Source organism: Dietzia cinnamea NBRC 102147 (assembly GCF_001571065.1).
Lineage (GTDB): Bacteria > Actinomycetota > Actinomycetes > Mycobacteriales > Mycobacteriaceae > Dietzia > Dietzia cinnamea.
Genome location: NZ_BCSW01000012.1, coordinates 13,793 through 27,945, shown reverse-complemented (window position 1 = coordinate 27,945; position 14,153 = coordinate 13,793). Strand labels below are relative to the sequence as shown.

Below are 14,153 nucleotides of genomic sequence, written 5' to 3'. Positions count from 1 at the left end.
TACAAGCACACACACGGCAGGGGCCGCCCGGCGGGGCCGCTCAGTCGTGCTGACTGGGCAGGTATCCCCCGGCCATCCGTCCCGCGAGGTCGCGGCGCAGGAACAGGATGTACGCCCACACGGTCGCGAACAACAGGCCGGAGACGCCCATCGACCAGTGCACGGCCCATCCCGCCACGGCCAGGGCCGCGAGGGTCAGATTCATCGGGATCGCCCAGGGTTTGCGCTGGAGTCCGCTGGCCACGAGCATCGCGATCGCCAGCAGACTGACGAACCACACCTTCCACGGTTGGAAGTGCGCGCCGTCGTCGAGCCGTGCGATCACCGTGAGCACCAGGCCGATGACGATCGCCTCGAGCACCAGGGTCCCCGCCATGATGCCCCGCAGGCCCTTCCACGGGTCCACCGACGGCTCGTGTGCGGTGCCCCGGGGTCCGGGGGTCGGGTCGGTCACTGTGCGTCCTTTCCGAACAGACTGCGGGCGGCACCGGCGGTCACCACGGAGCCGGTGACGAGGACGCCGACTCCGGAGACGTCGTCGTCCGCGGTGGGGTCCGGGACGCCCACGAGATCCAGGGCGGCGCTGACCGCGTCGGGCAGGGTGTCCACCACGTGGACGCGCTGCGCGGTGAACCGCTCCTCCGCGATCCGGGCCAACTCGTCGAGTTCCATCGCGCGCGGTGACGCCGAGCGGGTGACGACGACCTCCTCGACCACGGGCTCCAGCGCCGCGAGGAAGGCGTCGGCGTCCTTGCCGTCGAGCATGGCGACCACGGCGACCAGCCGCTTGAAGTCGAACTCCGAGGTGACGGCCTCGGCGAGCGCGCGACCCCCATGGCCGTTGTGGGCCGCGTCCACCAGGACGGTGGGGCTGGAGCTGAGCCGTTCGAGACGGCCCGGGTTGTCGACCGCGGCGAAGCCGGCGCGGACGAGTTCCGGATCTAGCGCCCTGTCGGGCCCGGCTCCGAAGAACGCCTCGACCGCGGCCAGGGCGGTCGCCGCGTTCTCGGCCTGGTGCTCGCCGAACAGGGGCAGGAACACCTCGGGGTACTCGCCGCCGAGCCCGCGCAGGGTTAGCTGCTGTCCGCCCACGGCGAGACGCCGCTCCACGACATCGAACTCGGAACCGAGGCGCGCGACGACCGCGCCGACCTCGACCGCGCGGCGGATCAGCACCTCCATGGCCTCGGGCTCCTGGCGGCCGATCACGGCGACCGGGTCCCGCGGCAGCAGGTCGTCGGAGGGTCCCGGCTGGATGATCCCGGCCTTCTCCCCCGCGATCGTCGCGAGGTCCTCGCCGAGGTACTCGGTGTGGTCCAGGCCGACGGGGGTGATGACGGAGACGGCCGGCCGCACGACGTTGGTGGCGTCCCAGGTCCCGCCCATCCCCGTCTCGATCACCGCGACGTCGACGGGAGCGTCGGCGAACGCGGCGAACGCCATCGCTGTGAGCACCTCGAAGTAGCTCATCCGCGGGCCGCCCGCCTCCTCGGACCGCTGGTCGACCAGGTCGAAGTAGGGCTGCAGCTCACGGTAGGTGTCGACGAAGGTCCGCGCCGTGATCGGCTCGCCGTCCATCGCGATGCGCTCGGTGACGCTCTGCAGGTGCGGGCTGGAGTTGCGCCCGGTGCGCTGGTGGAGCGCCCGGAGCAGCGCGTCGATCATCCGGGTGACCGACGTCTTGCCGTTCGTCCCGGCGACGTGCACCACGGGGTAGGCGTGCTGTGGGTCGCCGAGGATCGAGGTCAGCTCGGCGATCCGGTCCAGGCTCGGCTCGAGGCGGGACTCGGGCCAGCGGGTGGCCAGGTTCTCCTCGACCGCCGCGAGCTCGGCCGTGTCGGCCTGCCACTCGGGGCTGCCCACCTCGGGGATCGGGCGCGGCGGCAGGTGGTCGTCACCGTCGCTCTCCTCGTCCCCCGGGATGGGCCCGCCCAGTGGTACGCCCGACACGAGCCCGTCCTCGCCGAGCATCTCGGCGACGTCCTCCTCGGTCGGGGTGTCCCATCCCTCCTCCGGATCGTGGGGCGGGAGCCACTTGCGGTCACTCACGCGGAGCCACTCCCCGCCGGCATCGTCTCGAGCCGGGCGGTGATCCGGGCGACCTCGGCCTCCGCCAGGTCACGCCTGGCACGGATCTTGTCGACGACGTGGTCAGGCGCCTTGCCCAGGAACGCCTCGTTGCCGAGCTTGGCGCCCGTGGTCTTGAGTTCCTTGTGGGCCGCCGCGAGATCCTTCTCCAGGCGACGCCGCTCGGCGGCGAGGTCGATCGTCCCCGACGTGTCGATCTCGACGTCCACCGTCGACAGGCCGAGCCGGACCTCGAGCGACGCCGTGGCGGTGAAGTCGTCCGCGGCCGGCGTGAGGCGGGCGAGCGAGGCCACCTGGTCGAGCAGGTCGGCCGGCAGGTCCGCGCCGTCGACGCCACCGATACGCGCCGGCACGCGCTGACCGGGCTTGAGGCCCTGATCCGAGCGGAACCGGCGGATCTCCGTGACCAGCGTCTGGGCGTCGCCCACCCGCCGCACCGCGTCCGAGGCGTCGTCGGCCGGGACCACGTCGGTCGGCCACGGCGCGATCACGAGCGATTCACCGCCGGTGAGGGCGGTCCAGAGGGTCTCGGTGACGAACGGGATCACCGGGTGCAGCATCCGCAGCAGCACGTCCAGGACGTGGCCCAGTACGAGCCTCGTCCGCTCGGCCCGCTCGGAGGCGCGGGACTCGTCGTCGTTCCCGAACTGGACCTTCGCGAGCTCGAGATACCAGTCGCAGACCTCGTCCCACGCGAAGTGGTAGAGGGCCTCGCACGCCTTGGAGAACTCGTAGCGCTCCAACGCCTCGTCGACGGTCTCCCGCACCTGCCCCAGACGGTGCAGGATCCACCGGTCGGCGTCGGTGAGATCCGCGGCGTCGGGCACCGGACCGACCTTCGCGCCGTTCATGAGCGCGAAGCGGGTGGCGTTGAAGAGTTTGGTGGCGAAGTTGCGCGAGGCCTGCGCGGAGTCGTCGCCGACGGACAGGTCGCCGCCGGGGTGCGCGCCTCGCGCCAGCGTGAACCGCAGTGCGTCCGCGCCGAAACGGTCGACCCAGTCCAACGGGTCGATACCGTTGCCCTTGGACTTGGACATCTTCTGACCGTGCTCGTCACGGACCAGCCCGTGGAGGAACACGTCGGTGAACGGGACCGTGCCGGGCGCGGCCTTGTCGCCGCCGAGCCGGCGGCCCACGAACGTGCCGAACATCATCATCCGCGCCACCCAGAAGAACAGGATGTCGTAGCCGGTGACCAGCACCGACGTCGGGTAGAAGCGTTCGAGGTCGGCGGTGCGCTCGGGCCAGCCCATCGTGGAGAACGGCCACAGCGCGGAGGAGAACCACGTGTCGAGGACGTCGGCCTCCTGCGTGTACCCGGCGGGCGGCTCCTCGTCGGGGCCCACGCACACCACCTCGCCGTCGGGCCCGTACCAGATCGGGATCCGGTGGCCCCACCACAGCTGGCGCGAGATGCACCAGTCGTGCATGTCGTCGACCCAGTCGAACCACCGCGGTTCCTGGCTCGTCGGGTGGATCACCGTGTCGCCGTCGCGGACCGCGTCGCCGGCCATCTTCGCCAGTTCCTCGACGCGGACCCACCACTGCAGCGACAGGCGCGGCTCGATCGGCTCCCCGGACCGCTCCGAGTGACCGACCGAGTGCAGGTAGGGCCGGACCTCCTTGACGATCCGCCCCTGCGCCGCCAGGTCCTCGCGGACCGCCGCACGTGCCTCGAAACGGTCCATGCCGTCGTAGCGGGTGCCGGTGCCCGTGATGTGGCCGGTGGCGTCCATGATCGTGGGCATCTCGAGCCCGTGACGCTGGCCGATGGCGAAGTCGTTGGGGTCGTGTGCCGGCGTGACCTTGACGGCACCCGTGCCGAACTCCGGGTCCACGTAGTCGTCGGCGACCACACGCATGGTCCAGCCGTCGCGGAACGGATGCGGGATCTCGGTGCCCACCAGATGCGCGTAGCGCTCATCGTCCGGGTGGACGGCGATCGCGGTGTCGCCGAGCATGGTCTCGAGACGGGTCGTGGCCACGACCAGGTGCGGCTCGGAGTCGTCCATCGAGCCGTATCGGAAGCTGACCAGCTCGCCCTCGACGTCGGAGTACTTGACCTCGATGTCGGAGATCGCGGTCTGCAGCGTGGGCGACCAGTTGACCAGTCGCTCCGCGCGGTAGATCAGCCCTTGGTCGTAGAGTTCCTTGAAGATCGTCTGGACGGCCCGGGACAGGCCCTCGTCGAGGGTGAACCGCTCGCGCGACCAGTCCACGCCGTCGCCGAGGCGGCGCATCTGCTCGCCGATCGTGCCGCCGGACTCACGCTTCCACTCCCAGACCTTCTCGATGAAGGCCTCACGACCGATCTCGTGCCGGTCGATCCCCTCGTCGCGGAGCTTCCGGTCCACCAGGGTCTGCGTCGCGATGCCGGCGTGATCCATGCCGGGCAGCCACAGCACCTCGTACCCCTGCATGCGCCTGCGCCGGGTGAGCACGTCCATGAGGGTGTGGTCGAGCGCGTGGCCCATGTGCAGACTGCCGGTGACGTTTGGCGGGGGTAGGACTACCGAGTACGCGGGCTTGCCGCTGGATGCGTCGGCCTCGAAGTAGCCGGCGTCCACCCAGCGCTGATACAGCTCGGCCTCCACCTCACCTGGGTTCCAGGAGGCTGGCAGGGCGTCCGCGCGGTCGGCGTTCGGAGGGGAAGCGGCTGGAGTGGTCACCCGGCCATCTTAGGCCGTCCTCCGAACTCGCCCGAAACACGGTGAAACCGGTTCGACACACCGGACACGTGGCTTTCTGCGCGTCGCTGTCGGAGAACATCGTCTGCAGAAGGAACCCACCATGGAGCACACCGGACATCACGCGGCGGAGACGCTGGAACGCGGACTGGGGAGGCGCGGGTTCCTGCGGGCAGCCTTCGCCGTGAGCGCCGCCGCCGGGGCCGCGGGCATGGCCGGGTGCCCGCACGCGCCGACGGTGGGTGCGCATACCGCGCCGGGCACCTCGGGGCCCCTCGCCACTCGGGCGTCACGCGTACGCCCACCTGTCCGCGGCGTCGGACTTCACGGTGTCGAGGGTCGGTGGAGGATCGCGGGGTCAGTCCGCCAGGCCGAGAGCGCGCACAGCGTCCCGCTCGGAGACCAGTTCCGCGACCGAGGCGTCGATGCGGGCCCGCTGGAAATCGCTGATCTCCAGGCCCTCGACGACCTCCCACTCGCCGCCCCGGCTGCGGCACGGCAACCCCGTCACCACACCGGTGACCGTGCCGTACTCGCCACCCGACGGCAACGCGACGGTGGTCCAGCTCTCGCCGGACGTGCCACGCACCCAGTCCCGCATCTGGTCGACCGCCGCACCGGCCGCGGAGGCGGCCGACGACGATCCCCGGACTGCGATGATCTCGGCGCCGCGGCCCGCGACGCGCGGGATGAAGGTGTCGGCCAGCCACTCGGGGTCGAGCCCGGCGGTGACTGGTTCGCCCCCGCGCGTCAGATAGGTGACGTCGGGGAACTGGGTCGCGGAGTGGTTGCCCCAGACCACCACCCCGTCGAGCTCGGACACCCGGGCCCCCAGCCGCGTTGCCAGCTGGCTCAGCGCGCGGTTGTGGTCGAGACGCATGAGCGCGGTGAAGCGTCCGGCCGGGACGTCGGGCGCGTGACGGTGGGCGATGTACGCGTTCGTGTTGGCGGGATTACCCACGACGACCACGCGGATGTCGTCGGCGGCGTGGTCGTTGATCGCCCGCCCCTGTTCGCGGAAGATCGCCCCGTTCGCGGTGAGGAGATCGGCCCGCTCCATGCCCTTCCCGCGCGGTCGGGCACCCACGAGGAACGCCGCGTTCGCGCCGTCGAACGCCTCTGTCACGTCGTCGGTGATCTCGATCGAGTCGACCAACGGCAACGCGCAGTCCTCGATCTCCATCGCCACTCCCTCGGCGGCGACCACGGCCGACGGGATGTCGAGGAGCCGTAGGCGGACCGGGGTGCCCGGCCCGAAGACCAGGCCGGACGCGAGCCAGAACAGCAGCGAATAGGCGATCTTGCCGGCCGCACCGGTGACGGTGACGGTGACCGGGGTGTTGGTGTTCATATCCGAGGGCCTCCCGGGGACGACGACGGGGTCGGCCCCTACAGTAGTGAGAATCCGACCCCGTACCGTGTGCCCGCTCGTCGACCTCGTCCGCACCGCCCGGCGGGCGAGCGGGCGGGCGGAGTTCCCCGGCGCGCGGAGTTGCCGGGCGGGCGGCGCTGATCAGGCGTGGACCGGCGCAGCCGTCTTCTGACGGACCTCGTCGATCGTCACGTCGGGCGCCAGCTCGACCAGGCGGAAGCCCTCCTCGGTGATGTCGAGGACGCACAGATCGGTCACGACCCGCTGGACGCAGGCCTTTCCGGTGTACGGGAGGGTGTTCTCCTCCATGAGCTTGAGACCGCCCTTGCGAGTGACGTGGTCCATCATCACGATCACACGGCCGGCACCGTGGACGAGGTCCATCGCACCGCCCATGCCCTTGACCATCGCGCCCGGGATCATCCAGTTGCTCAGGTCGCCGTGCTGCGAGACCTGCATCGCGCCCAGCACCGCCACGTCGACGTGGCCGCCCCGGATCATGGCGAACGAGTCCGAGGAGCCGAAGAACGCCGCGCCGGGTGCGGCGGTGATCGTCTCCTTGCCGGCGTTGATCATCTCGGGGTCCAGCTGTTCCCGGGTCGGATAGGGGCCAACGCCCAGGATCCCGTTCTCCGAGTGGAGTGTGACACGCACTCCCTCGGGGAGGTGGTCGGGGATCAGCGTCGGCATCCCTATGCCGAGGTTGACGTACTGGCCGTCGGTGAAGTCCGCGGCGATCCGGGCGGCCATCTGCTCATGGGTCCAGCTCATGACTGATCCTCCCCGTTGCTGCTGAGCTTCTCGATCTCCACGCCGGTCTCCTGGCGTCCGACCTCGACGATGCGCTGGACGTAGATGCCGGGCAGGTGGACGTCGGCGGGGTCGATCTCACCCTCGCAGACGACCTCCTCGGCCTGGACGATCGTGACCCGGCCGGCCATGGCCCCAGTCACACCAACGGGCGGTCGCCGCACAGCGGTCCGGCGCATTCGGCGAGGAGATCGTCCCGGTCACCGTCCCGCAGCGCAAGGGCGACGACCTGGTCGTGGACACCGACGAACACCCGCGTGCGGACTCCAGCGTGGAGGCGCTTGCTGAGCTGCGCCCGATCATGGGACGTGCGGACTCCGAAGCCACAGTCACCGCCGGCAACGCCTCCGGTCAGAACGACGGCGCCGCGATGTGCGTGGTGACCACCGCCGACAGGGCGGCAACTCTCGGCCTGACCCCGATCGTGCGTCTGGCCTCCTGGGCCGTCGCGGGCGTCGCCCCGGAGACCATGGGCATCGGTCCGGTCCCCGCGACCGCCAAAGCACTCGACCGGTTGGGACTCACGCTGGCCGACATGGACGTCATCGAACTCAACGAGGCGTTTGCCGCCCAGGCTCTGGCCGTCATGCGTGAGTGGGACATCGATCCGGCCTCCGAGCACCTCAACCCGCACGGTTCCGGCATCTCTCTCGGCCACCCCGTCGGCGCGACCGGTGCCCGGATGCTCGCGACCCTCTCCCGCGAAATGGTCCGCCGGGACGCGCAGTGGGGCCTGGAGACCATGTGCATCGGCGGTGGCCAGGGCCTCGCCGCCGTGTTCGAGCGGGTCTGACGCCGACGCCGCGACCGCAACCGCCCACCCGCGCGCAGCCCCCCGGGAAGGCCGCGCCCGGGCATTACGCCAGCGCACCTCGCGGGGGTCGCGCTGCGCCTTCGACTCGCGCTGGCGGAAAGGTCCGTTCCCGCAGCGCACCCCCGGGATTTCCGTACGGAGAGGCAGCGTGAGCCGAAGAACCAGCGCACCTCGCGGAGGTCGCGCTGCGCCTATGCCCGCGGTAGTCGCGGAGGGGAGGCACCGACTGGCTCACCCGGTGCCCGGAACAACGCACCCGCCGCCGGGACGTCCTGGGAAGCGACGACGCCCCGGGGGGTGGACCGCGTGTTCCGCGCTCCGCCCCGGGGGCGTCCGACATGTCGCCGTCAGCCGTCGATCCGGGACGGGTGCCGGGTCAGGGCCATGACCTCGATGTCCATGAACGGGAACAGTGGGAGTTCCTGGAGGATCTCGTGGAGCTCGTCGCCGGACTCGACGTCGAAGATGCTGATGTTCGAGTACTGGCCGACGATGCGCCAGAGCTCACGCCACTTCCCGGACCGTTGCAGCTCCTGGCTGTAGGCCTTCTCGCGCGCCACGGTCTCGGCGCGGACCTCCGGGTCCAGGTCGTGCGGGATCCTGACGTCCATGCGGACGTGGAACAGTGCCATTGTCGGCCTCTCCTTCTTGTCGGTGGTGTGGGTCGGGCGCTTGTCAGTGGTGGGTCGGGGCGGTCATCAGCGGCGGGTGAACCGCTCCACCGCGTCGTGGTCGGGCTCCACGCCCAGGCCCGGTCCCTCCGGGAGGTGTACGCGGCCCTCCTCGTAGCGGATCGGCTCGGTGACGTACGTCTCGGCCAGCAGCAGCGGGCCGAAGAGCTCCGAGCCGTAGTTGAAGCCGGGCTCCGCGCAGGCCAGGTGCAGTGAGGCGACCGTGCCTATCGGCCCCTCCAAGGACGTCGCCGCGTGGCAGGCGATCCCCGCTGCGCGGGCGACCGCCACGGCCTCCTTGCCGCGGGTGAGCCCACCGAGCTTGGTGGTCTTGACCGCGATTACCCCGGCCGCGTCCCGACGGGCGACCTCGAGCGCGTCGTGCGGCGACTGGACCGACTCATCGGCCATGAACTGCACCGGCAGCGACCGGTTGAGCTCGGCGAGCACCTCGACCTGCTCGGTGGGGGTCGGCTGCTCGATGAGCTCGATCCCGGCCTCCACCAACGCGGGCAGATGCACATTGGCGGTGAACCGGTCCCAACGGGCGTTGATGTCCACCCGCAGACCGGCGCGACCGTTCAGCCGATCCGCGAGCGCGGCGATGCGGGCCACGTCCTCCGCCGGCTCCAGCGCGCCCATCTTCACCTTGAAACTGCGGTGACGATCCGCCGCCAGCAGCTCGTCGATCTCGGCGACCATCTCCTCGAGCGGCATGACGCCCAGCGCCCAGGTGCACTCGATCGAATCACGCACCGCGCCGCCGAGCAGCGAGCGAACCGGCACGTCCGACGACCGGGCCCACGCGTCGAACATCGCGATCTCGAGGGCGGCCTTGGCGAAGCGGCCGCGGGCCACTACGCCCTCCATCGCCTCGATCACGGCGGGGATCTCCTCCACCCGCCGGCCGGTCAGCTCACGCCGAGCGCTCGCGGGGCTCCTCCTCGGAGACCGGGACGATCGTCGGGAGGACGTTGTCGCGCACCGTCTCGCCGGTGACCACCACGCGGGCGACGTCGTCGCGGCCCGGGATGTCGTACATCACCGGCAGGAGCACCTCCTCCATGATCGCACGCAGACCACGGGCGCCGGTGCCGCGAAGGATCGCCTGATCGGCCACTGCCTCGAGCGCGTCCTGCGTGAACTCGAGCTCCACGCCGTCCATCTCGAACAGGCGGGCGTACTGCTTGACCAGCGCGTTCTTCGGCTCGGCGAGGATGTTCACCAGGGCCTCGCGGTCGAGGCTCGTCACGGTCGCCACCACGGGCAGGCGCCCGATGAACTCCGGGATCAGGCCGAACTTGACCAGGTCCTCGGGCATGACCTCCGAGAAGTTGTCCGTGGTGTCCAGCTCGTTCTTACTGGCCACCTCCGCGCCGAACCCCAGGCCCTTGCGGCCCACGCGGTCGCCGACGATCTTCTCCAAGCCCTGGAACGCGCCGGCCACGATGAACAGCACGTTGGACGTGTCGATCTGGATGAACTCCTGGTGGGGATGCTTGCGCCCGCCCTGCGGCGGCACCGACGCCTGGGTCCCCTCGAGGATCTTGAGCAGCGCCTGCTGGACGCCCTCGCCGGACACGTCCCGCGTGATCGACGGGTTCTCCGCCTTGCGCGCGATCTTGTCGACCTCGTCGATGTAGATGATGCCCATCTCGGCGCGCTTGGTGTCGAAGTCAGCGGCCTGGATGAGCTTGAGGAGGATGTTCTCCACGTCCTCGCCCACGTACCCGGCCTCGGTCAGCGCCGTGGCGTCCGCGATCGCGAACGGCACGTTGAGCATCTTGGCGAGGGTCTGCGCGAGGTAGGTCTTGCCGCAGCCGGTCGGGCCCAGCATGAGGATGTTGGACTTGGCCAGCTCGACGCCGTCACCACGTCCGAGGGTCGCGCCCACGCGGATACGCTTGTAGTGGTTGTAGACCGCCACCGCGAGATTGCGCTTGGCCGCGTCCTGCCCCACCACGTACTCGTCGAGGAACGCGTGGATCTCGGCCGGCTTGGGCAGCGCGTCGAGACCCGCCTCCTGCGACTCGTCGACCTCCGACTCGATGATCTCGTTGCACAGCTCGATGCACTCGTCGCAGATGTAGACCCCGGGACCGGCGATCAGCTTCTTGACCTGCTTCTGACTCTTCCCACAGAAGGAACACTTCAACAGGTCGCCGCTCTCACCCACACGCGCCATGAGTTCTACGTCCTCGCATTCCGGGGGCGTCGATGTCACGCCCCGTAGTCGACGGTACGCGGGAGCGGCCACAAAAGCCGCCCCGCGCGATCAGTTCATTGCACCCGACGGCGCACCGCTCCCCTGAGCGGCGCGCCGCCGCCGCGTCAGTTGCCCGCCGACAGCTTGCGGTAGTCGAACACGGTGTCGATGATGCCGTAGTCCCTGGCCTCCTCGGCCGTGAGGATCTTGTCGCGGTCCGTGTCCTTGCGGATCTGGTCGGCGTCACGACCGGTGTGACGGGCGAGGGTGGTCTCCATGAGTCGACGCATCCGCTCGATCTCCGCGGCCTGGATCTCGAGGTCCGAGACCTGGCCCTGGATGCCGCCGGTGGCCGGCTGGTGGATGAGGATGCGGGCGTTGGGAAGCGCGGCGCGCTTGCCCTTCGTGCCCGCCGCGAGCAGCACGGCCGCGGCCGACGCGGCCTGCCCGAGGCACACCGTCACGACGTCCGGGCGCACGTACTGCATCGTGTCGTAGATCGCCATGAGCGACGTGAACGAGCCGCCCGGCGAGTTGATGTACATGGTGATGTCGCGGTCCGGATCCTGGCCCTCCAGGACCAGGAGCTGGGCCATGATGTCGTTCGCCGAGGCGTCGTCGACCTGGGTGCCCAGGAAGATGATGCGCTCCTCGAAGAGCTTGTTGTACGGGTTGGATTCCTTGACGCCGTAGCTGGAGTGCTCGACGAAGGACGGGAGAATGTAGCGCGAGGACGGCAGTGAGGTCATCGGGGACTCCGTGGTCGTGTGCGGGGCTGGACGGTCGGCGGGAGCGCTCCCGCCGGGGAAGGACTCGATCACGACGGCGAGGACCCGCCGGACTGGGACGCACGCGAGATAACGTGGTCGACGAAGCCGTACTCCTTGGCCTGCTCGGCCGTGAACCAGCGGTCGCGGTCGGAGTCCTCGGTGACCTGCTCGAACGACTGACCGGTGTGGAAGGCGATGAGCTCGGCCATCTCACGCTTGGTCGCCGCGAACTGCTCGGCCTGGATGGCGATGTCGGCGGCGGAGCCTCCGACGCCGGCCGACGGCTGGTGCATCATGATCTTGGCGTGCGGCAGGGCGTAGCGCTTGCCCTTCGTCCCGGCCGCCAGCAGGAACTGGCCCATCGAGGCGGCCAGACCCATGCCGTAGGTGGCCACGTCGCACTCGACGAACTGCATGGTGTCGTAGATGGCCATACCGGCCGTCACCGAGCCGCCGGGCGAGTTGATGTACATCGCGATGTCGCGGGAGGGATCCTCCGCGGCGAGCAGGAGCATCTGCGCGCAGAGGCGGTTGGCGATGTCGTCGTCGACCTGGGACCCCAGGAAGATGATCCGTTCCTGGAGGAGACGTTCGTACACCGAGTCGCCGAGAGTGAGTCCGTGGGACCCCGGCGAGTTGAGGGCGGGCTGTGTCGAACCGGGCTGAGCCGCTGAACCGTTCTGGGCCACGGGGAACCTACCTTCGCTCATCGTCTTCACCGCTCGCGCGGCGCCCGGCCGACCGGTGGCCGGGGAACCGTTACGTCAAACACTAACCAACGCCGGGGACGGAACCGTCCCGCCGGGGCGGGTGTTCGCTCTCAGCGTCGGCCGACCCCGCTCTCCGCCGGGGCAGCCCCTGACGAGGAGAGGGCCGGGGACCACGCGTGGTGGTCCCCGGCCCCCGGGTGCGACTGGGCGTGCCGATCAGGCGTCGGTGTCCTCGCGCGACTCGTCGACGGAGTCGGTCGCCTCATCGGCGGCGTCCTCGTCCGAGGCGTCCTCACGGGTGCCGAAGAACTCGGAGGTGTCCACGATGTTGCCCTCGGCGTCCTTGACGGTGACCTGCTGGATCACGTCGGCCAGAGCCTTGGAGCGGCGGACGTCGGAGAACAGCGAGCCGAGCTGACCGGCCTGCTGGATCTGCTGCACGAACTGGTTGGGGTCCATGCCGTAGCGCTGGGCCTGGAACAGGATGTGCTGCGTGAGCTCCTCCTGCGAGACGTCGGTGGAGGCCTCCTCGGCGACCGCGTCCAGCAGGAGCTGGCTACGGATGGCACGGGCGGTGGCCTCGAGCGTCTCCGCATCGAAGGTCTCGCGGTCGGTGCCCTCCGCGGCGAGCATGGAGTTGATCATGTCGTCGTCGTGCGCGGCATCGCCGAAGATCGAGTGCAGCTGCTGGTGCGCCTCGGCCTCGACGAGGGCGTCGGGGGTCGGGACGTCGGTGGCCTCGAGAAGCGCGTCGAGCACCTTGTCGCGGATCTCCCCGGCCAGGCCGGCCTTCGCCTGCTGGGCGACCTTCTCGGTGAGGTCGGCGCGCAGCTCCTCGAGGGTGTCGAACTCGCTGGCCATCTGGGCGAACTCGTCGTCGGCCTCGGGCAGCTCGCGCTCCTTGACCGACTGGACGGTCACCGTGATGACGGCCTCCTTGCCGGCGTGCTCACCGGCGACGAGCGAGGAGGTGAACTCCTTCGACTCGCCGGCCTTGAGGCCCTCGGCGGCCTCGTCGAGACCCTCGATGAGGGTGCCCGAGCCGAGCTCGTAGGACAGGCCCTCGGTGGAGGCGTCCTCGACCGGCTCGCCGTCGACGGTCGCGGCCAGGTCCACGGACAGGAAGTCGCCCTTGGTGGCGCCACGCTCGACGCCCTTGAGGGTGCCGAAGCGGGCACGGAGGTTGTCGAGCTCGGCGTCGACGGCTGCGTCGTCGGTCTCGGGCGCCTCGACGGTGACCTCGAGGTCCTTGAACTTCGGCAGGGTGATCTCCGGGCGGACGTCGACCTCGGCCGTGAACTCCACGACGTCGTTGTCCTCGAGCTTGGTGACCTCGATCTCGGGCTGGGCCAGGACCACGAGCTCGTGCTCGTCGACGGCCTGGCTGTAGCGCGCGGGGATCATGTCGTTGATGACCTGCTCGAGGACGGCCGGGCGACCGATCCGCGACTCGAGGAGCTTGGCCGGGGCCTTACCGGGACGGAAGCCCGGGATGTTGACCTGGCCGGCGAGCGACTTGTAGGCCTTGGCGAAGTCCGGCTCGAGCTCCGCGAACGGCACCTCCACGGTGATCTTGACCCGGGTCGGGTTGAGCTGCTCGACAGTGCTCTTCACGGTGATGTTCTCCTAGGAAGTCTTCTGGGGGTTCGTGTCTTTCGGCTCCGCTGGTCGGGATGACAGGATTCGAACCTGCGACCCTCCGCTCCCAAAGCGGATGCGCTACCAAGCTGCGCCACATCCCGGTGGGTCGCGCGGCCGACCGCCCCGCTGTCACGCACGGGGAATCCGCCGGGCCGCCAAACCAACTCGCCCAGTGTACGACAGGCCCACCTCGGCGCCGATTCCGACTTATCGGCCCGGGAGTTGGGAGCGCCGCGTGGCGTCCGGTAGTGTTGTCACAGCGTGAGCGGGACCGGGGAGGAAACCCCAGGTCAGGCCACCGATGCGGGTGTAGCTTAATGGTAAAGCCCCTGCCTTCCAAGCAGGATACGCGGGTTCGATTCCCGTCACCCGCTCCACAGAGAG

General features: G+C 69.9%; 10 protein-coding genes, 2 tRNA genes and 3 pseudogenes. 2 read left to right on the top strand and 13 right to left on the bottom strand.

Going from position 1 to position 14,153, the window contains the following annotated elements:
- Positions 1–40: 40 nt before the first annotated feature.
- The 6 genes and pseudogenes from DCI01S_RS06590 to DCI01S_RS16740 form a co-directional block, all read right to left on the bottom strand.
- A complete protein-coding gene (locus DCI01S_RS06590) occupies positions 41–454 on the bottom strand; it encodes a DUF4233 domain-containing protein (RefSeq protein WP_007628951.1) in 414 nt (137 codons plus the stop codon).
- Positions 451–2,049: a bifunctional tetrahydrofolate synthase/dihydrofolate synthase gene (gene folC, locus DCI01S_RS06585; protein ID WP_174521534.1), complete on the bottom strand. Its 1,599-nt coding sequence runs from the start codon at positions 2,047–2,049 to the stop codon at positions 451–453. The genes DCI01S_RS06590 and folC overlap by 4 nt, the downstream gene beginning before the upstream one ends.
- Positions 2,046–4,757, bottom strand: a complete 2,712-nt coding sequence (locus DCI01S_RS06580; RefSeq protein WP_061228478.1) for a valine--tRNA ligase — start codon at positions 4,755–4,757, stop codon at positions 2,046–2,048. Before DCI01S_RS06580 ends, folC begins: the two co-directional genes overlap by 4 nt.
- A gap of 376 nt (positions 4,758–5,133) precedes the next feature.
- On the bottom strand, positions 5,134–6,126 hold the full coding sequence (locus tag DCI01S_RS06575) for a malate dehydrogenase (protein ID WP_061228477.1): 993 nt from the start codon (positions 6,124–6,126) through the stop codon (positions 5,134–5,136).
- Positions 6,127–6,288: 162 nt separating this feature from the next.
- Positions 6,289–6,918 (bottom strand): 3-oxoacid CoA-transferase subunit B, encoded by a 630-nt coding sequence (locus tag DCI01S_RS06570; RefSeq protein ID WP_061228476.1) that lies wholly within the window; start codon positions 6,916–6,918, stop codon positions 6,289–6,291.
- Positions 6,915–7,091 (bottom strand): annotated as a pseudogene (locus DCI01S_RS16740) (CoA-transferase); the annotation flags it as partial. The gene DCI01S_RS06570 and the pseudogene DCI01S_RS16740, both read right to left, overlap by 4 nt.
- Positions 7,092–7,093: 2 nt before the next feature.
- On the opposite strand from DCI01S_RS16740, the pseudogene DCI01S_RS06565 reads away from it, so the two are divergent.
- A pseudogene (locus DCI01S_RS06565) lies at positions 7,094–7,750 on the top strand (acetyl-CoA C-acyltransferase); the annotation flags it as partial.
- 368 nt (positions 7,751–8,118) lie between these two features.
- Here DCI01S_RS06565 and catC read toward each other — a convergent pair.
- From catC to DCI01S_RS06530, 7 genes and pseudogenes are all read right to left on the bottom strand, one after another.
- A complete protein-coding gene (catC, locus tag DCI01S_RS06560; RefSeq protein WP_061228475.1) occupies positions 8,119–8,403 on the bottom strand; it encodes a muconolactone Delta-isomerase in 285 nt (94 codons plus the stop codon).
- A gap of 66 nt (positions 8,404–8,469) precedes the next feature.
- Positions 8,470–9,357, bottom strand: a pseudogene (locus DCI01S_RS06555) (muconate/chloromuconate family cycloisomerase); the annotation flags it as partial.
- Between the two features lies 1 nt (position 9,358).
- Complete coding sequence (gene clpX / locus DCI01S_RS06550; RefSeq protein ID WP_061228474.1) at positions 9,359–10,627, bottom strand: ATP-dependent Clp protease ATP-binding subunit ClpX; 1,269 nt, start codon at positions 10,625–10,627, stop codon at positions 9,359–9,361.
- A 146-nt stretch (positions 10,628–10,773) separates the two neighbouring features.
- Complete coding sequence (locus DCI01S_RS06545; RefSeq protein ID WP_061228473.1) at positions 10,774–11,397, bottom strand: ATP-dependent Clp protease proteolytic subunit; 624 nt, start codon at positions 11,395–11,397, stop codon at positions 10,774–10,776.
- Positions 11,398–11,465: 68 nt separating this feature from the next.
- A complete protein-coding gene (locus tag DCI01S_RS06540) occupies positions 11,466–12,107 on the bottom strand; it encodes an ATP-dependent Clp protease proteolytic subunit (RefSeq protein ID WP_007626671.1) in 642 nt (213 codons plus the stop codon).
- A 237-nt stretch (positions 12,108–12,344) separates the two neighbouring features.
- Positions 12,345–13,742: a trigger factor gene (tig, locus tag DCI01S_RS06535; protein ID WP_061228472.1), complete on the bottom strand. Its 1,398-nt coding sequence runs from the start codon at positions 13,740–13,742 to the stop codon at positions 12,345–12,347.
- Positions 13,743–13,793: 51 nt separating this feature from the next.
- Positions 13,794–13,870, bottom strand: a tRNA-Pro gene (locus DCI01S_RS06530).
- Between the two features lie 202 nt (positions 13,871–14,072).
- On the opposite strand from DCI01S_RS06530, the gene DCI01S_RS06525 reads away from it, so the two are divergent.
- A tRNA-Gly gene (locus DCI01S_RS06525) sits at positions 14,073–14,146 on the top strand.
- Positions 14,147–14,153 lie beyond the last annotated feature (7 nt).

Coding starts and splice junctions, on each gene's coding strand:
- DCI01S_RS06575 (WP_061228477.1), bottom strand. CDS start 6,126: ATGAACACCAACACCCCGGTCACCGTCACCGTCACCGGTGCGGCCGGC.
- DCI01S_RS06570 (WP_061228476.1), bottom strand. CDS start 6,918: ATGAGCTGGACCCATGAGCAGATGGCCGCCCGGATCGCCGCGGACTTC.
- catC (WP_061228475.1), bottom strand. CDS start 8,403: ATGGCACTGTTCCACGTCCGCATGGACGTCAGGATCCCGCACGACCTG.
- clpX (WP_061228474.1), bottom strand. CDS start 10,627: ATGGCGCGTGTGGGTGAGAGCGGCGACCTGTTGAAGTGTTCCTTCTGT.
- DCI01S_RS06545 (WP_061228473.1), bottom strand. CDS start 11,397: ATGACCTCACTGCCGTCCTCGCGCTACATTCTCCCGTCCTTCGTCGAG.